This is a genomic window from Pseudonocardia endophytica (genome assembly GCF_004339565.1).
Classification (GTDB): domain Bacteria; phylum Actinomycetota; class Actinomycetes; order Mycobacteriales; family Pseudonocardiaceae; genus Pseudonocardia; species Pseudonocardia endophytica.
On the sequence record NZ_SMFZ01000001.1, the window covers coordinates 3,570,882 to 3,594,361 of the forward strand.

23 protein-coding genes and 1 tRNA gene are annotated in these 23,480 nt (G+C 72.0%); 15 read left to right on the top strand and 9 right to left on the bottom strand.

Annotated elements, in window-relative coordinates:
- Positions 1-3 precede the first annotated feature (3 nt).
- The 3 genes from EV378_RS16510 to EV378_RS16520 are packed head-to-tail and all read right to left on the bottom strand — an operon-like array spanning position 4 to position 2,667.
- Complete coding sequence (locus EV378_RS16510; RefSeq protein ID WP_132426211.1) at positions 4-1,443, bottom strand: dihydrolipoyl dehydrogenase family protein; 1,440 nt, start codon at positions 1,441-1,443, stop codon at positions 4-6.
- 28 nt (positions 1,444-1,471) lie between these two features.
- Positions 1,472-2,182, bottom strand: coding sequence for an NAD(P)H-binding protein (locus EV378_RS16515; RefSeq protein WP_132426214.1), 711 nt, complete (start codon positions 2,180-2,182; stop codon positions 1,472-1,474).
- Positions 2,183-2,193: 11 nt separating this feature from the next.
- A complete protein-coding gene (locus EV378_RS16520) occupies positions 2,194-2,667 on the bottom strand; it encodes a DUF4442 domain-containing protein (protein ID WP_132426217.1) in 474 nt (157 codons plus the stop codon).
- Positions 2,668-2,902: 235 nt separating this feature from the next.
- Here EV378_RS16520 and EV378_RS16525 point away from each other — a divergent pair, with 235 nt between their 5' ends.
- From EV378_RS16525 to EV378_RS16535, 3 genes are read left to right on the top strand one after another with little or no spacing between them, the layout of a single operon-like run.
- Positions 2,903-3,931 (top strand): NAD(P)-dependent alcohol dehydrogenase, encoded by a 1,029-nt coding sequence (locus EV378_RS16525; RefSeq protein WP_132426220.1) that lies wholly within the window; start codon positions 2,903-2,905, stop codon positions 3,929-3,931.
- A 53-nt stretch (positions 3,932-3,984) separates the two neighbouring features.
- Complete coding sequence (locus tag EV378_RS16530) at positions 3,985-5,007, top strand: amidohydrolase family protein (RefSeq protein WP_132426223.1); 1,023 nt, start codon at positions 3,985-3,987, stop codon at positions 5,005-5,007.
- Entirely contained in the window at positions 5,004-5,792 is a 789-nt protein-coding gene (locus tag EV378_RS16535; RefSeq protein WP_132426226.1) for an iron-sulfur cluster assembly protein, read from the top strand. The genes EV378_RS16530 and EV378_RS16535 overlap by 4 nt, the downstream gene beginning before the upstream one ends.
- A gap of 75 nt (positions 5,793-5,867) precedes the next feature.
- Here EV378_RS16535 and EV378_RS16540 read toward each other — a convergent pair whose 3' ends face one another.
- On the bottom strand, positions 5,868-6,581 hold the full coding sequence (locus EV378_RS16540; RefSeq protein WP_132426229.1) for a class I SAM-dependent methyltransferase: 714 nt from the start codon (positions 6,579-6,581) through the stop codon (positions 5,868-5,870).
- 21 nt (positions 6,582-6,602) lie between these two features.
- On the bottom strand, positions 6,603-7,721 hold the full coding sequence (locus tag EV378_RS16545) for a 5-methyltetrahydropteroyltriglutamate--homocysteine S-methyltransferase (protein ID WP_132426232.1): 1,119 nt from the start codon (positions 7,719-7,721) through the stop codon (positions 6,603-6,605).
- A 67-nt stretch (positions 7,722-7,788) separates the two neighbouring features.
- Here EV378_RS16545 and EV378_RS16550 point away from each other — a divergent pair, with 67 nt between their 5' ends.
- Entirely contained in the window at positions 7,789-8,640 is an 852-nt protein-coding gene (locus EV378_RS16550) for an LLM class F420-dependent oxidoreductase (RefSeq protein ID WP_132426235.1), read from the top strand.
- A 75-nt stretch (positions 8,641-8,715) separates the two neighbouring features.
- On the opposite strand, the gene EV378_RS16555 is transcribed toward EV378_RS16550, so the two are convergent.
- Complete coding sequence (locus tag EV378_RS16555) at positions 8,716-9,504, bottom strand: enoyl-CoA hydratase/isomerase family protein (protein ID WP_132426238.1); 789 nt, start codon at positions 9,502-9,504, stop codon at positions 8,716-8,718.
- Positions 9,505-9,520: 16 nt separating this feature from the next.
- Complete coding sequence (locus tag EV378_RS16560; RefSeq protein WP_165922312.1) at positions 9,521-10,297, bottom strand: IclR family transcriptional regulator; 777 nt, start codon at positions 10,295-10,297, stop codon at positions 9,521-9,523.
- A 52-nt stretch (positions 10,298-10,349) separates the two neighbouring features.
- Here EV378_RS16560 and EV378_RS16565 point away from each other — a divergent pair, with 52 nt between their 5' ends.
- Positions 10,350-11,003 (top strand): nucleoside/nucleotide kinase family protein, encoded by a 654-nt coding sequence (locus EV378_RS16565; RefSeq protein WP_243653499.1) that lies wholly within the window; start codon positions 10,350-10,352, stop codon positions 11,001-11,003.
- A gap of 91 nt (positions 11,004-11,094) precedes the next feature.
- On the opposite strand, the gene EV378_RS16570 is transcribed toward EV378_RS16565, so the two are convergent.
- Positions 11,095-11,177, bottom strand: a tRNA-Leu gene (locus tag EV378_RS16570).
- A gap of 145 nt (positions 11,178-11,322) precedes the next feature.
- Between EV378_RS16570 and EV378_RS16575 the strand changes: the two genes are divergently transcribed.
- The 10 genes from EV378_RS16575 (at position 11,323) to EV378_RS16620 (ending at position 22,743) form a co-directional block, all read left to right on the top strand.
- On the top strand, positions 11,323-12,642 hold the full coding sequence (locus EV378_RS16575) for a DUF3662 and FHA domain-containing protein (RefSeq protein WP_132426244.1): 1,320 nt from the start codon (positions 11,323-11,325) through the stop codon (positions 12,640-12,642).
- Between the two features lie 107 nt (positions 12,643-12,749).
- On the top strand, positions 12,750-13,220 hold the full coding sequence (locus EV378_RS16580) for an FHA domain-containing protein FhaB/FipA (protein WP_132426247.1): 471 nt from the start codon (positions 12,750-12,752) through the stop codon (positions 13,218-13,220).
- 54 nt (positions 13,221-13,274) lie between these two features.
- The gene (locus tag EV378_RS16585) at positions 13,275-14,633 is read left to right on the top strand and encodes a PP2C family protein-serine/threonine phosphatase (RefSeq protein ID WP_132426250.1); all 1,359 of its coding nucleotides are present in this window, start codon (positions 13,275-13,277) and stop codon (positions 14,631-14,633) included.
- Positions 14,633-16,084, top strand: a complete 1,452-nt coding sequence (locus tag EV378_RS16590; protein ID WP_132426253.1) for an FtsW/RodA/SpoVE family cell cycle protein — start codon at positions 14,633-14,635, stop codon at positions 16,082-16,084. Before EV378_RS16585 ends, EV378_RS16590 begins: the two co-directional genes overlap by 1 nt.
- Complete coding sequence (locus EV378_RS16595; protein WP_132426256.1) at positions 16,081-17,550, top strand: peptidoglycan D,D-transpeptidase FtsI family protein; 1,470 nt, start codon at positions 16,081-16,083, stop codon at positions 17,548-17,550. The genes EV378_RS16590 and EV378_RS16595 overlap by 4 nt, the downstream gene beginning before the upstream one ends.
- Before the next feature lie 55 nt (positions 17,551-17,605).
- On the top strand, positions 17,606-19,132 hold the full coding sequence (locus tag EV378_RS36770) for a serine/threonine-protein kinase (protein ID WP_132426259.1): 1,527 nt from the start codon (positions 17,606-17,608) through the stop codon (positions 19,130-19,132).
- 103 nt (positions 19,133-19,235) lie between these two features.
- On the top strand, positions 19,236-21,218 hold the full coding sequence (gene pknB / locus EV378_RS16605; protein WP_132426262.1) for a Stk1 family PASTA domain-containing Ser/Thr kinase: 1,983 nt from the start codon (positions 19,236-19,238) through the stop codon (positions 21,216-21,218).
- A gap of 9 nt (positions 21,219-21,227) precedes the next feature.
- Positions 21,228-21,863, top strand: a complete 636-nt coding sequence (locus tag EV378_RS16610) for an aminodeoxychorismate/anthranilate synthase component II (RefSeq protein ID WP_132426265.1) — start codon at positions 21,228-21,230, stop codon at positions 21,861-21,863.
- 98 nt (positions 21,864-21,961) lie between these two features.
- Positions 21,962-22,237 carry a cell division protein CrgA gene (gene crgA, locus EV378_RS16615; RefSeq protein WP_132426268.1) on the top strand — a complete coding sequence of 92 codons (276 nt, stop codon included), beginning with the start codon at positions 21,962-21,964 and terminating at the stop codon, positions 22,235-22,237.
- Between the two features lie 71 nt (positions 22,238-22,308).
- A complete protein-coding gene (locus EV378_RS16620) occupies positions 22,309-22,743 on the top strand; it encodes a PH domain-containing protein (protein WP_132426270.1) in 435 nt (144 codons plus the stop codon).
- 13 nt (positions 22,744-22,756) lie between these two features.
- Here the strand turns inward: EV378_RS16620 and EV378_RS16625 are convergent, their stop codons facing one another.
- Positions 22,757-23,440 carry a rhomboid family intramembrane serine protease gene (locus tag EV378_RS16625; protein ID WP_243653500.1) on the bottom strand — a complete coding sequence of 228 codons (684 nt, stop codon included), beginning with the start codon at positions 23,438-23,440 and terminating at the stop codon, positions 22,757-22,759.
- Positions 23,441-23,480 lie beyond the last annotated feature (40 nt).

Below are 23,480 nucleotides of genomic sequence, written 5' to 3' on the forward strand. Positions count from 1 at the left end.
CGGTCACCCTTCGCGGTAGGTCTCCAGCAGCCGCAGCCACACCTCGCTGATCGTCGGGAACGCCGGTACCGCGTGCCAGAGCCGGGACAGCGGTACCTCCCCGACGATCGCGATGGTGGCCGCGTGCACCAGCTCGGAGACGTCCTGGCCGACGAACGTGACGCCGACCAGCACGTCCCGGTCCGTGTCCACGACCATCACAGCGCGCCCGGCGTACCCGTCGGCGTGCAGTGACGAGCCCGCCACCGCGATGTCGATCTCGACGGTGCGCGCGGTGATCCCGGCGTCCGACGCCTGAGCCGACGAGAGCCCGACGGCGGCGACCTCGGGATCGGTGAACACGACCTGCGGGACGGCCCGGTGGTCGGCGGTCGCGGCGTGCTCGCCCCACGTCCCGGTGTGCACCGCGGCTCCGGACGCGCGGGCGACGATCGCGTTGCCGGCGATCCGCGCCTGGTACTTGCCCTGGTGGGTGAGCAGGGCGCGGCCGTTCACGTCGCCGACGGCGTAGAGCCACCCTTCTGCGCCCGCGACCGCGCAGGACTCGTCGACGGCCAGCTCCCTCGGCTCGATCCCGACCGTGTCCAGCCCGACGTCGTGCGTCGAAGGGCGACGGCCGGTGGCGACCAGCAGCTCGTCGACCTCGATCGTCCCGCCGCCCGCGGTCAGCGTGATCGCGTCGCCGGCAGCGGGCGCGACCGAGTCGATCCCCTGGTCCAGGCGGACGTCCACACCGGCCTCGCGCAGCCCTGCGGCGACCCGCTCACCCGCCACCGGCTCCGTGGAGGGCAGCAGCCGGTCACCCCGGTTGAACAGCGTCACCTGCGAGCCGAGGCGCGCGAACGCCGTCGCCATCTCGCAGCCGACCACCCCGCCGCCGAGCACGCCGAGCCGCGGCGGGACCTCCTTCGCCGACGTCGCGTCCCGGGATCCCCAGGTGCGTACCGTGTCCAGGCCCGGCACCGGCGGCGTCACCGGCACGCTCCCGGTCGCCAGGACGACGGCGTGCCGGGCGCGCAGCACGGTCGTCGAACCGTCCGGAGCGGTCACCTCGACGGTCCGCTCACCGGCCAGCCGCCCGCGTCCGCGCAACACCGCGATGCCGGCGCCCTCGGCCCAGTCGACCTGGCCGGCGTCGTCCCAGTCGCCGGTGAAGTACGTCCGCCGCGCCAGTACCTCCTGCGGGTCGTACTCGGCGGTGACACCGGGCAGCCGCCGGGCGTCCACGACCGCCTGCGGCGTGCGCAGCAACGCCTTCGACGGGATGCACGCCCAGTACGAGCACTCCCCGCCGAGCAGCTCGGCCTCCACGATCGCGGCGGACAGCCCACCCTGGACCGCGTACCCGGCGGCGTTCTCGCCCACCGGCCCGGCGCCGATCACGACGACGTCGTACTGACTCTCGCTCGGCAAGCCTCGCTCGGCTTCCTGCTCATCGGCCATGCGGGCATCTTCCCGCCCGGCCGCGCGGTCACGCCTCCCGGTCCGCCATCTCCGCGACGGCCGCCGCGACGTCCTGGTACCCGTTGCGGAGCTCGAGCGTCTGCCCGGCCGTGCCCGGCGACTCGAGCAGCGCGACGAGCACGGCCGCCGTGTCGTCCCGGGTCACCGTGCCCGACCCGTCTCCGCTCCGCGGATCACCGTCCCCCATGTCGCGGTCCACCGGGGGCGGAGCGAGCAGGATCTTCCCGGTGGCCGGCTCGTCGGTCAGCCTGCCGGGGCGCAGGATCGTGGCGTCCAGGAGCAGGTCGGCGCGGATCGCGTCCTCGGCGGCCTTCTTCGCCGCGATGTAGGCGGCCCAGACCTCGCCGCGCTCGGGATCCGGCTCGTCGTCCACACCGGTCGCCGACACGAGCAGGTACCGGCGGACGCCCGCCTTCGCGGCGGCGTCGGCGAGCAGCAACGCCGCTGCCCGGTCCACGGTGTCCTTGCGCTCCGCCGTGCTGCCGGGGCCCGCCCCGGCCGCGAACACGACCGCGTCGGCACCGTCGAGCTGCGCGGCGACCTCGGCGATCGAGGCGGTCTCCATGTCGAGGACGGCGACCGACGCGCCCGTCGCCTCCACATCGGACACGTGGTCGGGGTTGCGCACCAGGGACCGGACCGCGTGCCCCGCCCCGGCCAGCCGCTTTGCCAGCAGCAGCGCGATCTGCCCGTGTCCGCCTGCGATCACCACGTTCATGAGCGGCGACGTTAACCGTTCGCCGGTGCCTCCGCCCGGTTCGGGCGCAGCGTCCACACGACGGTCAGACGGGTCGTCGTCCGCCCGCTGCCGTCGGTGACGTCGACCTCCACCGCGAACTCGGGCCGCCCGCCCGCCTCGAGCTCGGCCAGCACCTCACCGGAGGGACGGGTCAGCACCGCCTCCGCCCGCAGGTCGCCGCGGGCCAGCTTCAGGTATCCGATCTCCGAGCGGACGACCAGCGGCGTGGCCACCTCGCCCGCGGAGGCGAACGCCGCCAGCCCGACGGCGCCGGACGCGGTCTCGCCCAGGCCGAAGATGACGGCGGCGTGCGGTCCGCCGACGTGGTTGTGCTGATCATCGCGGTCCGGCAGGACGGCGACCGCCCGCTCGGTGGTGATCTCACCGAACTCGATCCCCGCGGTGGTCACCCACGGCACGGCGGCACGCATCGCGTCCGCCACCCAGCTCGCGTCCTCGGCCATGCGCTGGATGTTACCGCCCGGTAGGCGGGTATCCGCGTGCGCGTCGAGCGCTCGCTTCTGACCGATTTGTCTTGTTTTGCGCCCACAGAGAATGGACCCCCTTGTCGGCCCACTCCAGTGGCATTGAGATCGGTGTGACCGCGGACACCCGGTTTCCCGCCGCCGTGCCCGTACACCGCCCACGACGCACCCACCACATGCGCACCGTCGCGCATCCGACTCCAGGAGGTCCCCCGTGAAGGCCGTGCGGGTGCACGCGTACAAGGAAGACCCCAAGATCGACGACATTCCCGAGCCGACGATCCAGGGGCCGCTCGACGTCATCGTCAAGATCGGCGGCGCCGGTGTGTGCCGCACCGACCTGCACATCGTCAACGGCGACTGGGCCGACATCCAGAACCCGGACCTGCCCTACGTGATCGGTCACGAGAACGCGGGCTGGGTGCACGAGGTCGGCGAGGCCGTCACGAACGTGGCGGTCGGCGACACCGTGATCCTGCACCCGCAGCCGTCCTGCGGCCTGTGCCTCGGCTGCCGGTCCGGCCGGGACATGCAGTGCACCGGCGACGCGTTCTTCCCCGGCCTGTCCAACAACGACGGCGGCATGGCCGAGTTCATGCGCACGACGGCGCGGTCGTGCGTCAAGCTGAACCCGGAGACCAAGCCGGCCGACGTCGCCGCGCTCGCCGACGCGGGCATCACGTCCTACCACGCGGTGCGCAAGGCGGTGCCGTACCTCTACCCGGGCACCAGCGCCGTCGTGATCGGTGCGGGCGGCCTCGGCCACATCGGCATCCAGGTCCTCAAGGCCCTGACCGCCACGAAGATCGTCGTGGTGGACAAGAACCCGGCCGCCCTGGAGCTGGCCAAGGAGATCGGTGCTGACGAGACGGTCGTCGCCGACGGCAACCAGGTCCAGGCCGTGCAGGACCTGACCGGCGGAGGCGGCACCGTGGTCTTCGACTACGTGGCCGAGCAGGGCGTCGAGCTCGAGGCCTGGCAGATGACCGGCCCGGCCGGCTACCAGTTCAACCTCGGCTACGGCGGCGAGTTCAAGGCGCCGACCCTCGACTTCGTGGCCGGCGAGAAGAACGTGATCGGCAACATCGTCGGCACCTACAACGACCTCGCCGAGCTGATGGTCCTGGCCCAGGCCGGGAAGGTCACGCTGCACACCAAGCAGTACCCGCTCGACTCGGCGCTGGACGCCCTGCACGACCTGGACGCGGGCAAGGTCCGCGGCCGGGCGATCCTCGTTCCGTAGATCCACTCCTACCCACCACCACGCGGCACCGACGTCGCAGCAGGAGGATTCGCATGTCGTACGAGAAGGATGGCGAGAAGTACTTCGTCGTGGACTCCCACTCGCACTTCTGGGACGCGTCCCGGGAGAACTGGGTCGAGGGCGCCGAGCAGTACGCCAAGGGCTGGATCGACTGCTTCTACGGCTACCACCAGCTCGGGCCGCCGGAGACCCACTGGGACTGGGAGCACTACCTGAAGGTCTCGCCCGAGGACTTCGAGCGCGACATGTTCACCGAGGGCCACGTCGACGTCGCGATCTTCCAGTCGACGTACCTCAAGGAGTGGTACAAGAACGGCTTCAACACCGCCGACCAGAATGCCCAGATGCTCGAGAAGCTGGGCGACAAGGTCATCGTCAACGGCCGCTTCGACCCGCGCGAGGGCGACGCCGGCCTGCGCCAGCTCGAGGCCGACGTCGCGAAGTACAAGCACAAGGGCGTCAAGCTCTACACCGCGGAGTGGCACGGCGACTCCCGCGGCTACAAGCTGACCGACCCCGAGGCCTACAAGTTCCTGCAGCACGCGCAGGACCTGGGCATCAAGAACGTGCACGTGCACAAGGGCCCGACGATCTGGCCGCTGGACAAGGACGCGTTCGACGTCGCCGACGTCGACCACGCGGCCACCGACTTCCAGGGCCTGAACTTCATCGTCGAGCACGTCGGCCTGCCGCGCATCGAGGACTTCTGCTTCATGGCGGTGCAGGAGCCCAACGTCTACGCCGGCCTGTCGGTCGTCGTCGGCGGCCTGATGCACGCCCGCCCGAAGTTCTTCGCCAAGGTCATGGGCGAGCTGCTGTTCTGGGTCGGCGAGGACAAGATGCTCTTCGGCGGCGACTACAACATCTGGACACCGAAGTGGCAGGTCGAGGGCCTGGTCGACTGGCAGATGCCCGACGACGACCAGTTCGCCGACTACCCGCGCCTGACCACCGCGTCGAAGAAGAAGATCCTCGGCCTGAACGCCGCCCGCCTCTACGACATCCCGGTCCCGGCCGAGATGCAGCTCTCCGACGAGGCGGTGGCTCAGGCATGACGGCCGGGCCTGCGCTCGACGCCGACCGCGGCACAGTCGACCGGCAGGCCGTGTGGTCCGCACTGGGGACGGTGCTCGATCCCGAACTGGACGAGCCGATCACCGACCTCGACTTCGTCGAGACGTGCACCGTCACCCCCGACCCCGACAGCGACAGCGACACCGGTGGTGACGCCGGTGGTGGTGTCGCCGTCACGGTCGGGCTCCGGCTGCCGACGTTCTTCTGCGCCCCGAACTTCTCGTTCCTGATGGTCGCCGACGCCTACGACGCGGTGATGGCGATCCCGGGAGTGAACAGGGCGTCCGTGACGTTGGCCGACCACTCCGCCTCCGAGGAGATCAACGGGGGCGTCGCCGCACACGCCGGGTTCGTCAAGTCCTTCGAGGGCTCGGTCAACGGCGAGGCCGCGGCCGAGCTCGACGAGCTGCGGCGCACGTTCCTGTCCAAGGCCGCGATGGCCGGCCAGGACCGGGTGGCCCAACCCCTCGTCGACGCCGGCGCCGGACCGGACGAGCTGGCCGCGATGACCCTCGGCGAGCTGACCGGCACCGACGCCGACACCGCGGAACTGGGCCGGATGCGCACACGCCGCGAGGCCATCGGCCTCCCGGCCGGCGACGACGCCCCGCTCCTGTTGCACCCCGACGGGAGCCGGGTCACCACCGAACAGGTGCCGCTGCACCTGCGCCGGGCCCGGTTGCAGCGCGTCGGGATCGAGACCAACGGCGAGTACTGCAAGTCCCTGCTGAAGATCCGCTACGCACCCGAAGCGGCGAACCACTAGCCGCACTCCCGAACGAACGGCACCTTCGAGCAACGTGATTGCCCGAAGGTGCCGTTCGTTCGGGAAGGGCGGGCGTCAGGCCGGGGCGGCGTCCAGGACCCGGACGGTGTCGGTCAGGCGGAAGCCGGTGCCGTGACGGAACGGCTCCAGGCCCTTGAGCACCGCCTCGCGCACCGCGCCGGGGCCTGCCGCGCGGGCCGCGTGCCGCCCCGGTGCGGACGCCAGCACACCGGCGACCAGATCGTCCTCGTCCTCGTGGTCCACCGGCACCCGGACGACCTCGATCCCGCGCACGGTCAGGCCGGCGAGCTCGGTGAGCTTCGTCAGCCGGTCGGGGTCGGTCAGCGGGGGCGCGCCGTCGCCCCGCTGCGGCCGCGGTTCGGCCCCGGTCAGGGGCGCCAGCGACGCGCCGATCACGGACGCGTCGCACTCCTCGGGAGCGCCCCAGACGCTCACCCGCACGGAACCGCCCGGCGCGGTCACCCGCGAGGCCTCGCGCAGCGCCACGACCGGGTTCGTCACGTGTTCCAGCACCTGCACGAGCGTGACCAGGTCGAACGCGTCGTCGGCGAACGGGAGCTCGTGCGCGTCGCCGATCCGCAGGTCGGCACCGGGCGCGGCCTGCTCGGCCAGCGACAGCGGACGGCGGTCCACCTCCACGCCGGACACGGTCAGACCGGCCGCGGCCGCCGCGGCGAGCAGGTCGCCCGCCCCGCAGCCGACGTCGAGGAGGCGGGCACCGGGGGCTGCCCCGGCCAGGACGCGGTCGAACAGCGGTGTGTCGCTCACCCGCGCGAGGCTAGTGCCGCACTAACCCCACACCTCGTCGGCCACGCGGACGATCAGCTCCAGCTTCGCCTTCTCCTGGTCGATCGACAGCGCGTTGCCCTCGACCGTGGACGAGAACCCGCACTGCGGGGACAGGCAGAGCTGGTCGATCGGCACGTACTTCGACGCCTCGTCGATCCTGCGCTTGATCACGTCGGGGTCCTCGAGCTCGCCGCTCTTGGTCGTGACGAGCCCGAGCACCACCTGCCTGCCCGGCGGCACGAACCGCAGCGGCTCGAAGCCACCGGAGCGCTCGTCGTCGAACTCGCAGAAGAAGCCGTCCACGTCGAGCTCGCCGAACAGGGCCTCTGCGATGTGGTCGTAGCCGCCCTCTGCCGCCCATGACGACCGGTAGTTCCCCCGGCACATGTGGGTCGTCACGGCCATGTCCGACGGGCGGTCGGCGATCGCCGCGTTGATCTGGCGGATGTAGCGCAGGTGCTGGGTCTCCGGGTCGTCGCCCTTGGCCCTGAGCTCCTCGCGGTGCGCCGGGTCGTTCAGGTAGGCGAGCGCGGTGTCGTCGAGCTGCAGGTAGCGGCAGCCCCGCTCGTACATCGCGGAGAGCTGGTCGGCGTAGGCCGCCGACAGGTCCGCCCAGAACCCTTCGACGTCCGGGTAGACGGTCTCGTCGATCACGGCACGCCCGCCGCGGGCGTAGACCATGCTGGGCGACGGGATCGTCAGCTTCGGGATCGCCGTCGTGGTCGTCGCCTTCAGATAGTCGAACGCCTCGGCGAAGACGGGCTCGCGCAGGTGGACGCGGCCGTCGACGGCCATGCCCGCCGAGGCGAAGTTGTTCTGCCCCTGGGCGTTGCGCATCTTCACCTCCACCTTCCCTGACGTCTTCGTGACGCCGCCGAGCTGGTAGATGAAGTCCATGTGCCACGACGTGCGGCGGAACTCGCCGTCGGTGGCCGAGCGCAGGCCGGTCGATTCCTGCAGTGCGACGACGGCGGCGATGGCGGCGTCCTCGGCCGCACGCAGCCCGTCGTCGTCCAGGGTGCCCGCGGCGTGCTTCGCACGGGCGTCCAGCAGCTCCGGTGGGCGCAGCAGGCTGCCGACGTGGTCGGCGCGGAAGGGCGGTTCGGTGCGGACGGACATGGGCGAAACGTAGCCGCGGCGCGGATCCGTCGCCCGCGCTCTTCCGCCAGGTGAAAGGATCGCCGGCATGGAGTTCGGTGTGGCGGCGTTCGTGACCGACTACGGGATCGACCCCGTCGAGCTGGCCCGCGCGGTCGAGGAACGCGGCTTCGAGTCGCTGTTCGTCACCGAGCACACGCACATCCCGACGAGCCGGGCCACGGAACGTCCCGGAGGCGGCGAGCTGCCGCAGCGGTACTCGCACACGTTCGACCCGTTCGTCGTGCTCGGCGCGATGGCCGCGGTCACCGACCGGGTCGTGCTCGGGACGGCCGTCTGCCTGGTCAACCAGCACCACGTGCTGAACCTGGCCAAGGAGGTCGCGTCCGTGGACCGGCTCGCGGGCGGGCGGTTCGAGTTCGGCGTCGGTCCGGGATGGAACGTCGAGGAGATGGCCCACCACGGCGTGAACCCGCGCAGGCGGACCGCCGAGATGCTGGAGCGCCTGGACGCGCTGCGTGCACTGTGGACGTCCGACGAGGCGGAGTTCCACGGCGAGGTCGTCTCGTTCGACCCGGTGTGGTCCTACCCCAAGCCGACGCGCGTGCCGCCGGTGCTGATCGCGGGCGGCGGCCCGACCGTGCTGGACCGGGTGCTGTCGCACGGCGACGGCTGGATCCCGCTGCGCGTGCCGGTGGACGGCCTGGAGGAGTTCGCGCGGCGGGTCGAGGAGCTGCAGAGCCGGGCCGCCGACGCGTGGCGCGGGCGGATCCCGGTGACGATCTACGGCGGGGCGAAGAAGGCGACCGCGGCGCAGTCCTACGTGGACGCCGGCGTGGACAGGGTGCTGTTCGAGCTCGCCGACCCGGGCCCGGACGGCGATGCGCGGTCCGCGGTCCTGAAGGAGCTGGACGAGCTGGCCGAGATCGCCAGGGGCTAGTGCCGCATCGCGAAACGTTCGGCACCGATCTCGGAGGCCCAGGCGCTTCCGGCACCAACGTTGCGCGACACGGCACTAGCGGGCCCGCCAGACCGGGTCGCGCTTCTCCGCGGCGGCGGCCTTGCCCTCCGCCGCGTCGTCGGTGGCGGCCGCGACCCGGCGGAGCGTCTCCCCGAACCGGATCGCCTCCGTGGTGCCCATCTCGGCCCCGCGCACGGACATCTCCTTGATCGCGCGCTGGGCCAGCGGCGCCGCGCGGGTCAGTCGGGCGGCGAGCGAGCGGGCGTCGTCGAGCAGCCGGTCGTGCTCCACCACCCACCCGGCCAGTCCGATCTCGTGGGCGCGGTCGGCGTCGATCGTCTCGCCGGTGAGAAGCAGCTCCATGGCGTACTGACGGTTGATCATCCGCGGCAGCCGGATCGCACCGACGATCGTCGGCACGCCGATCCGCGCCTCCGGGAACGAGAACGTCGCACGGTTCGAGGCGATCACGAAGTCGCACCAGGTGAGCAGCGTGACGCCGTAGCCGACGGCCGGCCCGTTCACGGCGGCGACGATGGGCTTGAAGATCTCCCAGCCGCTCTCCAGCGAGTTCACGGTGGGCCGTTCCCAGAAGCTGCCGGGGAAGTCACCCGCCGGGTCCCCGGTCTCCGACCTCAGGTCGGCACCGGCGCAGAACGCCCTCCCGGCGCCGGTGACGATCGCGACCCACGCCTCGTCGTCGGTGCGGAAGCGGTCGAACGCGGCGTTGATGTCGCGCCGCATCGCCCCGTCGATCGCGTTCAGCTTCTCCGGACGGTCGTAGGTGATCGTCGCGACGTGGGCGTCGACCTCGTAGCGCACCAGCGGCGCAGCATCAGCCATGCCGGGACACTAGGGCTCAGGACGCCGCCCCCGCCGGGGCGAGCAGACGGGAGAGCGGCGCCGCGAGGTCGCGGACCGCGCGCTCGAGCTCCCACCGGCGGGTGCCGAACTCGGCTCGGCTGACCGACACCCCGACGGCGCTGAACCGGGCGCCCGCGGTCAGCGGCAGCGCGATCCCGGCCGTGCCGCGGGTGTACTCCTCGACGTCCACCGCGACACCCGCCGACCGCACCCGCAGCAGCTCGCGGTCGAGCAGCCTCCGGTCGGTCAGCGTGCTCGGCGTCAGCGCCCGCACGCCGGACCGGGCCAGCACGTCGCCGAGCTGCCCGGGAGCGAGCAGGGAGAGCACGGCCTTGCCGAGCGCGGTCGCGTGCGCCGGGACCGGTTCGCCGATCCGCAGCCCGGCGACGCCGGGGTGCGCCGTGCAGGAGTCCGCGTGCGCGACCACGACGTCGGTGTCGCGCAGCACGACCAGGTAGGTGGCCGCCCCGACGTCGGCGTGCAGCTCGGCGAGCATCTCGCGGACGGCGGGCGGTGGCGTCAGGTGGTCGGTGAGCCCGCGGGCCAGCTCGACGACGCGGTAGCCCAGCCCGTAGCCGCGCACGGCGTGCAGGCGGACCAGGTAGCCCTCCTCGACGAGCGCGCCGAGCAGCCGGTACACGGTCGGCAACGACATCGACAGCCGACGGGCGAGTGCCTTCGCCGTGATCCCGTCGCCCGCGTCGGCGACGGCCTCGACGATCCGCAGGGCCCGCCGCAGCGCACCACCGGGACCGGACTCGTCCGGACTCACCCACCTAGTGTTGGGCACCGGAAACGGCGGGACAAGCACCGGAGGGTCGATCGTGGCCGGCACGACGGAGCGGCAGGGCGGCGCCTACCGCCCGGTCACGCCCGCCGTGCTCGCCGAGCACGTCGTCGGACGCGCCGCGGCGACGCCGGGACGCGCCAGGGTGCTGCTCGACGGTGCCCCGCCCTCCGGGGCGGACGCGCTCGCCGACGCCGTCGCCGAGTTGCTGCGCCTGCGCGGGCGACCGGTCGTCGTCGTGCGTGCGGCCGACTTCCTGCGACCGGCGTCCGTGCGCCTGGAGCTGGGGCACACCGACGTCGACATGTTCCTCGACGGCTGGCTCGACGACGACGCGCTCCGGCGCGAGGTGCTCGACCCGGCCGGTCCGGAGGGGTCCGGGAGGGTGCTGCCGCGGCTGCGTGACCCGGTGCGCGACAGGTCGTTCCGCGATGCCCCGCAGGACATCGGCCCGGACGGCGTCGTCGTCGTGGCCGGCGCGCGGATGCTCGGCCGCGGCCTCGACGCGGAGCTGACCGTGCACCTGCGGATGTCGCCCGGCGCACTGGGACGTCTGCTGCCCGACGACGAGCGGTGGACCGTCGAGGCCTACGAGCGCTACGACCGCGAACGGGTACCGCAAGACCTGGCGGAGATCGTCGTCATGGCCGATCATCCGGAGCGCCCTGCGATGCGTGACCGCGACGGGTGACACCCGTCCGGCACGGGGACAGCAGAACGAGCGATGGCGCCCGCAACCGAAAGCGAGAACCATCGTGAGGGAGGAGGTGAAGCTCGAAGTGTGGGCGAGGAGGGAGTTGAACCCTCACGTCCTTACGGACACACGGACCTGAACCGTGCGCGTCTGCCATTCCGCCACTCGCCCTGACGACAGAAAAGTTAGCACCTGCCCCGGAGGGCGCCGTGCGGGGGGTACCGCCCCTCGCCCACCCGGGGTCGAAGCCGTGTCGGTTAGCACAGATACGATCGCCTCTGTCACCGACACGCCGACTCGTTATGGAGGAGATCATTTGGGCCGCGTGGATCGCTTCGAGCGCCGTCTCCAGGGGATGGTGGGCGACGCCTTCGCGCGGGTCTTCGGGGGCAGTGTCGTCCCACAGGAAGTCGCACAGGCACTGCTGAGGGAAGCCGAGGACCACATCGAGCAGCTCGCGGGAGGACGCCTACTGGCGCCCAACCGGTACACGGTGCTGCTCAGCCCCAGTGATCTCGACCGCATGGCCGATGACGAGGACGGGGTCGTCGCGTCCCTGTCCGCGCACGTGGCAAGGGAACTCACCGACCAGGGATGGGACACCTACGGTGAGGTCGTAGTCTTTCTGGAGCGCTCCGAGGCGCTGCACACGGGACAGTTCCGCACCCGCTCGGCTGTCGACCCCGACGCTTCCCGTCGGGCCGCCAACAGAGCTCGCACCGCAGGAGAAGCACCCATGAGCCAGCAACCGGGCCACCCCGAAGAGAACGGGCAGTACGGATACGACCGTGGCGCCCCCGGCGGATACGGCCAGCAGACCTACGCGCCCCCGGGGTACGAGCAGGAGCGCGGCCAGCAGCAGGGCTACGGCGGCTACGGCCAGCAGCAGCCGGGCTACGACCAGCAGGGCTACGGCCAGCAGGGCTACGGCCAGCAGCCCGGCTACGACCAGGGCTACGGCCAGCAGGGCTACGGCGGCCAGCCCGGCTACGACCAGCAGGGCTACGGCCAGCAGCCCGGCTACGGCCAGCAGCCCGGGTACGACCAGGGCTACGGCCAGCAGGGCTACGGCGGCCAGCCCGGCTACGACCAGCAGGGCTACGGCCAGCAGCAGGGCTACGCGGGTCAGCCCGGGTACGGCGGCCAGCCCGGTTACGACCAGGGCTACGACGGCTACGGCCAGCAGCAGGGCGGCTACGGCGCCCCGCAGGGCTACGCCCAGCCTGGTTACGACCAGGGCTACGACGGCTACGGCCAGCAGGGCGGCTACGGCGCCCCGCAGGGTTACGCGCAGCCCGGCTACGACGGCTACGGCCAGCAGCAGGGCGGCTGGGGCCAGCAGCAGGCGCTCGCCGCCATGCTGATCCTGGACGACGGCTCGAACCGGAACTACCAGCTGTCCGAGGGCACCCACGTCATCGGCCGCGGCCAGGACTCGAACTTCCGGCTGCCGGACACCGGCGTCTCCCGCCGGCACCTCGAGGTCACGTGGGACGGCCAGATCGCGACGCTGAACGACCTCGGTTCCACGAACGGCACCACGGTCAACAACAGCCCCGTCCAGAGCTGCCAGCTGACCGACGGCGACGTGATCCGCGTCGGGCACTCCAGCCTGGTGTTCCGCACCCAGGGCTGAGACCCGGCGGCGGTACGGAAAGATGCGGTGGACCCGATCGGAACCTGACCGGTCGGGCACGCGCCGGTGCCTCCGGCGCCGCCGCGGGGAACGAAAGCGAGCAGTGAGTGCCGGAACTGGTGCTGCAGCTGACCAGAGGGGGATTCCTGGCCCTGCTCTGGTTGTTCGTGCTGCTCGCGCTGCAGGTGGTGCGGTCGGACCTGTACGCGGCCTCCGGGCTGCGGTCGGTGCTGCCGGGCCGCGGTTCCCGTGGAGGACGCGTGCGCTCGGCGGGCCGCGGCAGCCGTACGCCGCGTCAACTGCTGGTCACACAGGGCCCCCTCGCCGGCAGCCGCATCACGCTGGACTCCCGGCCGATCCTGATCGGCAGGGCCGACGACTCCACGTTGAAGCTGGACGACGACTACGCCTCCACCCGGCACGCGCGCATCTCGCAGCAGGGCGAGGAGTGGTACGTCGAGGACCTCGGGTCGACGAACGGGACCTATCTCGAGAGGGCTAAGGTCACCGGGCCCACACGGGTCCCCCTCGGGGTCCCGGTCCGCATCGGCAAGACGGTGATCGAGTTGCGATCATGACGACTCCCGCATGAGATCGCCGCGACGAGCCCCGACCGAAGCCGGAGCCGCCCCGTGACACTGGTGCTGCGTTACTCGGCCCGCAGTGACCGTGGGCTGGTCCGGCAGAACAACCAGGACGCCGTCTACGCGGGACCGCGTCTGCTCGCGCTCGCCGACGGCATGGGCGGCCACGCCGCCGGCGAGGTCGCCTCCTCGCTGGTGATCTCCGCGCTCGCTCCCCTCGACGACGACGTCCCCGGTGACGATCTGCTCGCCGAACTGCGCGCGGCCACCCACGAGGGCAACGACGCGATCTCGAGGCACGTCGCCGACGCCCCCGACCTCGAGGGCATGGGTACGACGCTGACCGCGATCCTGTTCGCGGGCTCCCGGCTCGGAATGGTCCACGTCGGCGACTCCCGGGCCTACCAGCTGCGCGGCGGCGAGTTCGCCCAGATCACCAAGGACGACACGTTCGTCCAGTCGCTGATCGACGAGGGCCGGATCACCGAGGACGAGCGGGAGAACCACCCGCAGCGCTCGCTGCTGCTGCGCGCGATCACCGGTCAGGACGTCGACCCGTCGCTGACCATCCGCGAGGCCCGCGCCGGCGACCGCTACCTGCTCTGCTCGGACGGCCTGTCCGGCCCGGTCAGCGACGACACGTTGCGGGACACGCTGCTCGACTACGCCGACCCTCGCGAGTGCGCCGACCGGTTGATCGAGCTCGCCCTGCGCGGCGGCGGCCCGGACAACATCACCTGCATCGTCGCCGACGTCGTCGACGTCGACTACGGCGAGGACGCGCCGATCATCGGCGGGTCGGCGGGACGCAACCACCGCAGCGACGACGGCGACTACCGCCACGAGGACTCGACGGCCGGGTCGACGTCGGCGTTCCGTGCGGCCGCCACGACGCTGCCGCGCACCCAGAAGACCGAGCCGGTCCGGCTCGAGCCCCGTTCCACGCCCGCGCCGAAGCGGCGCAGGGGGCTGCGGCCGGTGGCGATCGTGCTCGGCGTCGTGATCGTGCTCGGACTCGGTGCGTGGCTGGCCCGCACGCTGGTGATGCAGCAGTACTACGTGAGCGTCGCGGACAACGAGGTGGCGATCTACCAGGGCGTGCGGGGCACGGCGCTGGGCATCCCGCTGCAGTCGGTGGCGGAGCGCTCCGACATCGGGCTCGACGACCTGCCGCAGACCGTCCGGAGCCAGGTCACCGACGGGATCGTCTCGACCGACGGGCTCGACGGCGCGCACGCCACCGTGCTGCGCCTGCGCGACCGGATGCTGCCGCTGTGCTCGACGCTGGCGCCCCCGCCCGCACCGGTCGTGCTCCCGCCGCCGGCTCCCGGCCAGCCGCCGGTGACGACGACACCGCTGCCGACGGTGAAGGCCGAGCCGGGCACGAACTGCCGGAACACGAGCTGATGGCCGCACCCGCCACCCCTGCTCCGACCTCCGACGCCGCCGCGCCTCTCCCCACCGGGCGCGGCGTCGAACTGCTGCTGCTCGCGTTCGCCGCCGTGCTGACCACCGGTGCGCTGGTGCTCGTCGAGGCGAACCAGGAGCAGACGCTGACGACGTCGCTGCTCTACCTCGGGCTCGCCTACCTGGTCCTCTTCGCCGGCGCGCACATGGCCGTGCGCAAGTGGGCCCCGTACGCCGACCCGCTGATCCTGCCCGCCGTCGCGCTGCTCAACGGCCTGGGCCTGGTGATGATCCACCGGATCGACCTGGCCAAGGCCGACCGGGCCCAGCTGCTCGGCCGGGAGATCCCGTCGTCGATGGCGACGCCGCAGGTCGGCTGGACGGTGCTCGGACTCGTCCTGTTCGTGGCCGTCCTGATCTTCATGCGCGACCACCGGGTGCTGGCCCGCTACGGCTACACGGCCGGGTTCGCCGGACTGGTGTTCCTCGCCATCCCCGGCATCCTGCCGTCGTCGATCTCCGAGGTGAACGGCTCCAAGCTGTGGATCCGGATCCCCGGCGTCGGCGGCATCCAGCCCGGCGAGTTCGCGAAGATCCTGCTGATCATCTTCTTCGCGGCGTACCTCGTGCAGAAGCGCAACCTGCTCTCCACGGCGGGCCGCCGGTTCCTCGGCATGGAGCTGCCCCGCGCCCGCGACCTGGCCCCGCTGCTGGCCGCGTGGGGGCTGTCCATCGGCGTGCTGGTGTTCGAGCGCGACCTCGGTAGCTCGCTGCTGATCTTCGGCCTCGTCCTGGTGATGCTCTACACGGCCACCGAGCGGGTCTCGTGGATGGTCATCGGGCTGCTGTTCTTCGTCGGCGGCGCGGTCATCGCCTACAACCTGTTCGGCCACGTGCAGACGCGTGTGGAGATCTGGCTCGACCCGTTCACCGACTACGACGGCAGCGGCTACCAGCTGGCACAGGCCCTGTTCGGGATGGGCACCGGCGGCGTCGGCGGGAGCGGACTCGGCGCGGGACGCCCGGACCTGGTCCCGTTCGCCGAGTCGGACTTCATCTGGTCCTCCCTCGGCGAGGAGCTGGGGCTGATCGGGCTCGCCGCGATCCTGGTGACCTACCTCGTACTGATCACCCGCGGTCTGCGCAGCGCGCTCGCCGTCCGGGACACGTTCGGCAAGCTGCTGGCCACCGGGCTCTCGTTCTCGGTCGCACTGCAGATCTTCGTCGTGATCGGCGGGGTCACGAAGCTGATCCCGCTCACCGGCCTGACGCTCCCGTTCCTGTCCTACGGCGGGTCGTCGCTGGTCGCGAACTACGCGCTCGTCGCGATCCTGCTCCGGATCTCGCACGTGGCGCGCGCGCCGCTGCCGCGCAGGCCCGAGAAGCCCCGCGCCCCGATCGCCGAGGCCGGGACCGAGCTCGTGCAGCGTCCGCGCGGAGGGGACCAGTGAACCGCCCGGTCCGCCGCGTCGCCCTCGCCGTGATGGTGATGGTGGTCGTCCTGCTGGGCAACGCCACCTACGTCCAGGTGGTGCAGGCCGGTGCCTACCGCGACGACCCGCGCAACCAGCGCGTCCAGATCGACGAGTACTCCCGCCAGCGCGGCCAGATCACCGCGGGCGGGGAGGTGCTGGCGCAGAGCGTCGCGACGAACGACCGGCTGAAATACCTGCGCCAGTACCCGAACGGCCCGGCCTTCGCCCCGGTCACCGGGTTCTTCTCGACGGTGTACGGATCGAGCGGGCTGGAGCGGTCCACCGACGGCGTGCTCAACGGCACCGACGACCGGCTGTTCGTCCGGCGCGTGTCCGACCTGATCACGGGGCGAGACCCGGCGGGCGGCAACGTGGTGACGACGATCAACCCGGCCGTCCAGAAGGTCGCGTTCGACCAGATGTCGTCGAAGAACTTCGAGGGTGCCGTCGTGGCGCTCAACCCGCAGACCGGCGACATCCTTGCGATGGCCTCGACGCCGTCGTACGACCCGAACCCGCTGGCCAGCCACGACGCGGCCGAACAGCAGCAGGCGTGGAAGGCCGACTCCGCGCAGAACCCGGACGTCCTGACGAACCGGGCGATCTCGGAGATCTACCCGCCCGGATCGACGTTCAAGCTGGTCGACACGGCGGCCGCACTGCAGAACGGCTTCACCCCGGACAGCCAGCTCACGGCCGCGCCGAACATCACGCTGGCCGACTCCACGACGACGCTGGAGAACTACGACGGCACGCCCTGCGGCACCGGTGCGACCGCGTCCCTGCGGGACGCGCTGGCCCGGTCCTGCAACACCGCGTTCGCTCAGCTCGGCGGCGAGCTCGGCGCCGACAAGATCCGGGCGCAGGCCGAGTCGTTCGGCGTCGGCCGCTCGGACCTGCAGATCCCGATGACCGTCCAGCCGTCGTCGGTCGGCCCGATGTCCGACACGCCGTCCACCCAGCAGTCGGCGATCGGCCAGCGCGACGTCCGCCTGACGCCGCTGCAGAACGCCATGATCGTCGCGTCGATCGCGAACGGCGGCCAGACCGTCGCCCCGCACCTGGTCAAGGAGATCCAGAGCCCGCAGCTCGACGTCGTGGACACGACGGAGCCGGACCGGATGAGCCGGTCCATGCCGCAGAACGTCGCGTCCACGCTGACCGACCTGATGATCGGTTCGGAGAACCGCACCCAGGGCGGCGGGAAGATCACCGGGGTGCAGATCGCGTCCAAGACCGGCACCGCGGAGCACGGCACCGACCCGAAGAACACGCCGCCGCACGCCTGGTACGTCGCGTTCGCGCCGGCCGAGGACCCGAAGGTCGCCATCGCCGTGATCGTGGAGAACGGCGGCAACCGGGCGCTGGAGGCGACCGGCGGCTCGGTCGCGGCACCGGTCGGCCGCGCGGTGATCGCCGAGGCGCTGCGAGGCGGCCAGTGACCGCTTCCCGACCACCCGGCGCCGTCCGGTGCCCCTCCTCGCCGGGGGGCACCGGATGAGCGCGCTCGCCACCGGTCAGCTGATCTCGGACCGGTACCGCCTGGACCGGCGGATCGCGGTCGGTGGCATGGGCGAGGTGTGGGAGGCCCAGGACACCCGCCTGGGCCGCAGTGTCGCGGTCAAGGTGCTCAAGGCCGACCTGTCCGACGACCCGGAGTTCCTGCACCGCTTCCGGATCGAGGCACGCACGGTCGCCTCGCTCGACCACTCCGGGATCGCCGCCGTGCACGACTACGGCGAGGACGACGGCCCGGCGGGCGGCGGCCGGACCGCCTACCTGGTCATGGAGCTGGTGCGCGGCGAGCCGCTGTCCACCCGGATCGGCAGGGGTCCGATGCCGGTGTCCGACACGCTGGACGTGCTCGAGCAGGCGTCGCGTGCCCTGCAGGCGGCGCACGCGCGCGGTTTCGTGCACCGCGACGTGAAGCCGGGCAACATCCTGCTGCGGACCGACGGCGTCGTGAAGCTCACCGACTTCGGGATCGCGAAGGCGGCGGACGCGGTGCCGGTCACCCGGTCCGGGATGGTCATGGGCACCGCCCACTACATCGCCCCCGAGCAGGCCAGCGGCGAGGAGGCCGGACCGGCGGGCGACGTTTACTCGCTGGGCATCGTCGGGTACGAGTGCCTGGCCGGGCACCGGCCGTTCCGCGCGGACAGCGCCGTCGCGGTCGCGATGATGCAGGTCCGCGACGACCCGCCGCCGCTGCCGTCGTCGATCCCGGAGCGGGTACGCGGGCTGATCTACTCGGTGCTGGTCAAGGACCCGGACCAGCGCTACGCGGACGGCGCCGAGTTCGCCGCAGCGGTCGCCGCCGTGCGCGACGGCCGTCCGGCGCCCGCCGCGGGGATCGCCTCCGGCGACCCGGCCACCTCGACCGTCCGGGCCGAGCCGCAGGCGCCGCCCGCACCCGCTACCCCGCCACCCGGCTCCGGTCCGATCCCCGGCGGCCCGCCGCCGGGTGGGCGTGGCCCGGCCGGGTTCGCGCCGGAGGCTCCGCGCAGGCCCGGTCCGCCACCACCCGGCCGTGCGGGTCCCCCGCCACCGATGCGGCAGGCGGATCCCGGCTCCACGTACCCGGACGACGCGCCCGCCAGGACGTCGACCCCGCCGGACGCGGAGGCGCCGTGGGCGACCGGGAACCGGCGCAGTCCGGTCCCTCCCCCGCAGCGTCGCCCGGTCGAGCCACCGCCAGACTCCGGCAGGCACGCGTCGGTGGGTCCGGTCCGGCCGGCCGAGCACCGTGTGGAGCACCCGTCCGGCCCCCTGGACATGACACCGCGCCGCTCCGGCCGGAGCAGGGCGTTCCTGGCAGTGCTGTTCGTGCTGCTGGCGCTCGTCGCGATCGCGATCGCGGTGCTGATCCTGCGCGGGGGCTCGCTGAGCGCGCTGACCGCGACGTCGGTGACCGGTACCACCGGTACCGTCATCGGATGGAAGGGCGACCTCGTGGGTCCGGCGGACGGCGGACGGCCGCCGGAGACCGGCAGGTACGGATCATCGGCGGTAGTCGTCCGATGAGCCCTCCGTACCGCCGTTCCGGCGCAGCCGGACACGCCGGGCCGGTACGACACGGCCCCGAACGGCATGATGTGTACGCCACCGACCCCGGGAACCTGAGCTGATGACGACACCCCGTCTGCTGTCCGAGCGATACGAGCTGGGAGACCCGCTCGGCTACGGCGGCATGTCCGAGGTGCACCACGGGATGGACACGCGCCTGTCCCGGGACGTCGCCGTCAAGGTGCTGCGCGCCGACCTGGCGCGCGATCCGCAGTTCCAGCTGCGCTTCCGTCGCGAGGCGCAGAACTCGGCGTCGCTGAACCACCCGGCCATCGTCGCGGTCTACGACACCGGCGAGGTGGAGAGCGAGTTCGGCCCGCTGCCCTACATCGTCATGGAGTTCGTCGACGGGCAGACGCTGCGCGAGATCGTCAAGACCACCGGTCCGCTGTCCCAGCAGCGGGTGGTCGAGGTGATGGCCGACGTGTGCGCGGCGCTCGACTTCTCGCACCGGCACCAGATCATCCACCGGGACGTCAAACCCGCCAACGTGATGATCAATCGGGCCGGCGCGGTCAAGGTGATGGACTTCGGCATCGCCCGCGCGCTCGGTGAGGGCCAGAACGTCACCCAGACCGCCGCCGTGATCGGCACCGCCCAGTACCTGTCCCCTGAGCAGGCCCGCGGCGAGTCGGTGGACGCGCGGTCGGACGTCTACGCCGCGGGTTGTGTGCTCTACGAGCTGCTCACCGGCGACCCGCCGTTCACCGGCGACACCCCGGTCGCGGTCGCGTACCAGCACGTGCGGGAGGACCCGCGCGCCCCGTCGGAGCTGAACCCGTCGGTGCCGCCCGCGCTGGACGCGATCGTGCTCAAGGCGCTGTCCAAGAACCCGGCGAACCGCTACCAGTCGGCCGCCGAGATGCGCGCCGACCTGATCCGGGTGCGCAACGGTGAGCCGGTGCTCGCGCCGATGGTGATGAGCGAGTACGAGCGCACCGAGCTGATGGAGTCCGACGCGACGGCCGCCGTCCCGACCCGGCGGGTGTACGCCGGGGGCGGCGGTCCGCCGACCGGCAGGCACACGATCCCGCCCGGCCACCCGGACTACGACGACGAGCCGCGCGGCGGCCGAGGCAAGAAGATCGGCATCTGGATCGCCGTGATCGCGGTCCTCGGGCTGCTCGGGTTCGTCGGGTACCAGATGTTCGGCACCAGCGGCGCGTCCGCGGTGACCGTTCCGGACGTGCTCGGTCAGACGCCCGACCAGGCCCGCGGCGCCCTCACCCAGGCGAACCTGCTGCCCGACCTCCAGCAGGAGCCGTCGGAGACGGCACAGGTCGGCAAGGTCGTCCGTACCGACCCCGGCGGCGGCAACAGTGTCCCGGAGAACAGCCGGGTGACGATCTTCGTGGGCACCGGGCCCGCGCAGGCCACCGTCCCGGCGCTGACCGGCAAGACGATCGACGAGGCACAGCCCCTGCTGCAGGGGGCCGGCCTCCGGCTCGGCGGCCAGACCGAGCGGGAGACGTCGGACTCGAACCAGGTCGGGAAGATCATCTCGTCGGACCCCGGTCCCGGAGTCACGGTCCCCGGCAACACACCGGTCGCCGTCGTGATCGGCAAGGAGCAGACCACGGTCGCCGTGCCGGACGTGTCCGGGCAGTCCGCGGACCAGGCGCAGTCGACGCTGCGGAACGCCGGGTTCACGAACGTCACGACGAGCACCGTCGACGGCGGCGGCCAGGCGGGCTCCGTCGTGGGCACCGACCCGTCGGCCGGGACCAAGGTCTCGAAGAACGCCACGATCACCCTGCAGATCAGCAAGGGGAACCAGAAGCAGGTGCCGAACGTCGTCGGGCAGGACTACCGCAACGCGGTGAACCAGCTCGACGCGGCCGGGCTGGCCTACCGCCTGCAGGCCCAGCAGGTCTCGGACACCTCGCAGGTGAACAAGGTGCTCTCCCAATCGCCGTCCGGCGGTTCACAGTCCGACGGCAACACCGAGGTCCAGCTCGTCGTCGGCGCGGCGGGCGGTCAGAACAACGGCGGCGGCAACACCGGGGACAGCACGTTCGGTCCCGGGTTCCCGTTCAACAACTAGGGAGACCGGATGCGGGTCCTGGTCGTCGACAACTACGACAGCTTCGTCTACAACCTCGTCCAGTACCTGGCCCAGCTCGGCGTGGAGCCGGTCGTGCGCCGCAACGACGAGGTGGAGCCCTCCGACGTCGACGAGTTCGGAGCCGTGCTGCTGAGCCCCGGCCCCGGAACGCCGGAGCGGGCCGGTCGGAGCATCGAGCTCGTGCACGCCGCCGCCCGTAGCGGACGGCCGCTGCTCGGCGTCTGCCTGGGCCACCAGGCGCTCGGCGTGGCGTGGGGCGGCGTCGTGGAGCGCGCCCCGGAGCTGCTGCACGGCAAGACGTCGCTGGTCCACCACGACGGCGTCGGGGTGCTGCGCGGGCTGCCGTCGCCGTTCGTCGCCACCCGCTACCACTCGCTGACCATCCGGCCGGACGATCTCCCGCCGGAGCTGCAGGTCACCGGCCGCACCGAGTCGGGCCTGATCATGGCCGTCCGGCACCGGGACCTGCCCATCGAGGGAGTCCAGTTCCACCCCGAGTCGGTGCTCACCCAGCACGGGCACCGGCTGCTGGCCAACTGGCTCGGAACCGCAGGTCACGCCGTTCCGGAGGCGACGGTCGCGGCCCTGGGCGCCGAGGTCGAGCAACTGGTCGCCGGGGTCTGACAGGTCGACCGTCCCCGATCCACGCTACGGTGGACGGCGAGCTCCCCGGCCCAGATACACGGGGCCGTCCGCACGGAAACAGCGTTCGATGAGGTCCGATGCCGAAATCCAAGGTTCGCAAGAAGAGCGACTACACGCCGCCCACGACGAGCCGGACGCCGGTCAAGGTGGCCGGCCCGACGCATCCGGTCTACATCGGCGTGATGATCGCGATGTGGGTGATCGGTCTGGCCTGGCTCGTGGTGAGCTACCTGGCCGGTCCGGGGTCGAGCGGCGCCCAGGTGCCGTTCATGGTCCCGCTCGGGAACTGGAACTTCCTCATCGGCTTCGCGCTCATCGTGATCGGCCTGCTGATGACCATGCGCTGGCGCTGAGCTGCTGAAACACACGCGTGTAAGTCCATCCCCAGTGTGGATGGTTACTGTGGATAGTCGAAATGATCACGATGAGTGATCAGCAGGAGTGGTCGACGCCAGGTGGGCTCGTCGTCATGGCGTGGGTGCTCGCCGTGGCCGCGCTGGCCTGGTTCGTGCTGCTGCGCGTCGCCGCGGCGGACGCCCCGGGACAGCTGCTGGCCGCTGTCGCGACCATCGGCCTGGGTCTCGCCGCGCTGTCCGGCACGCGCGCGCGGCCCCGCCTGAGCGCCGGACCGGACGGGCTCACGGTCCGCAGGCTCACGTGGAGCCTGCACGTGCCGTGGTCACGCGTCGACGGGATACGCGTCCTGCGGACCCGTCGCCTCGGCCGCGAGACGTCACTGCTGGAGCTGGACCTGCGCACCGCCGTCGACGACGGGGAGCGGCTCGTCGTGCTCGGCCGGCTGGAGCTCGGCGAGGACCCGGAGGAGGTCGCCGAGGCGTTGCACGCCCGCCTCGGGTGACGCGCTCCGGGCGTCAGACGACCGAGACGCCGATCAGGGCGAGCAGCACCACCACGACGCCGGACACGGCCGCGATCTGCAGACCCGGGCCGTTGCGCGCCGGCGTGTAGACCAGCGCGGCGGTGGTCGCGGCTCCGGCCACGAGCCCGCCCAGGTGCCCGACGAGCGAGATGCCGGGGACCACGATGCTGATCACGATGTTCAGCGCGATCAGGCCGAACGCCTGGCGGGCCGGTACACGCAGGCGCAGCGCGAGGACGGCCAGCGCGGCCATCACGCCGAACACGGCACCGGAGGCGCCCGCAGTCTGGCTGGCCGGGCTCGAGAACAGCATGACCGCGGCCGACCCGCCGAGAAGCGACACCGCGTAGACCGTGATCAGGCGCGCCCGTCCGAGCACGCCCTCGACCTCACGGCCGATCACGAACAACGCGAACATGTTGAACAGCAGATGGATCGGGCCGAAGTGCAGGAAGCCCGAGGTGATCAGACGCCACCACTCGCCGTCGGTGACCAGGCCCGGCACGAGGGAGCCGTACTGGAACAGCGCCGACGCGTCGTTGCGGTTCAGGCTGCCCGCGGCGACCACGGTCAGCGCGAACACGACGACGTTGACCGCGATCAGCGCGGGCACCACCACCGGCCGTCCGACCCGCCGGGCGCCGGCGACGTTGCGCCAGCGGGGCGTCGAACGCACCCCTTCCTGCACGCAGTCGACACACTGGTACCCGACCGAC

Coding starts and splice junctions, on each gene's coding strand:
- EV378_RS16510 (WP_132426211.1), bottom strand. CDS start 1,443: ATGGCCGATGAGCAGGAAGCCGAGCGAGGCTTGCCGAGCGAGAGTCAG.
- EV378_RS16515 (WP_132426214.1), bottom strand. CDS start 2,182: ATGAACGTGGTGATCGCAGGCGGACACGGGCAGATCGCGCTGCTGCTG.
- EV378_RS16520 (WP_132426217.1), bottom strand. CDS start 2,667: ATGGCCGAGGACGCGAGCTGGGTGGCGGACGCGATGCGTGCCGCCGTG.
- EV378_RS16530 (WP_132426223.1), top strand. CDS start 3,985: ATGTCGTACGAGAAGGATGGCGAGAAGTACTTCGTCGTGGACTCCCAC.
- EV378_RS16535 (WP_132426226.1), top strand. CDS start 5,004: ATGACGGCCGGGCCTGCGCTCGACGCCGACCGCGGCACAGTCGACCGG.
- EV378_RS16545 (WP_132426232.1), bottom strand. CDS start 7,721: ATGTCCGTCCGCACCGAACCGCCCTTCCGCGCCGACCACGTCGGCAGC.
- EV378_RS16550 (WP_132426235.1), top strand. CDS start 7,789: ATGGAGTTCGGTGTGGCGGCGTTCGTGACCGACTACGGGATCGACCCC.
- EV378_RS16555 (WP_132426238.1), bottom strand. CDS start 9,504: ATGGCTGATGCTGCGCCGCTGGTGCGCTACGAGGTCGACGCCCACGTC.
- EV378_RS16590 (WP_132426253.1), top strand. CDS start 14,633: ATGGCCGCACCCGCCACCCCTGCTCCGACCTCCGACGCCGCCGCGCCT.
- EV378_RS36770 (WP_132426259.1), top strand. CDS start 17,606: ATGAGCGCGCTCGCCACCGGTCAGCTGATCTCGGACCGGTACCGCCTG.
- pknB (WP_132426262.1), top strand. CDS start 19,236: ATGACGACACCCCGTCTGCTGTCCGAGCGATACGAGCTGGGAGACCCG.
- EV378_RS16610 (WP_132426265.1), top strand. CDS start 21,228: ATGCGGGTCCTGGTCGTCGACAACTACGACAGCTTCGTCTACAACCTC.
- crgA (WP_132426268.1), top strand. CDS start 21,962: ATGCCGAAATCCAAGGTTCGCAAGAAGAGCGACTACACGCCGCCCACG.
- EV378_RS16620 (WP_132426270.1), top strand. CDS start 22,309: ATGAGTGATCAGCAGGAGTGGTCGACGCCAGGTGGGCTCGTCGTCATG.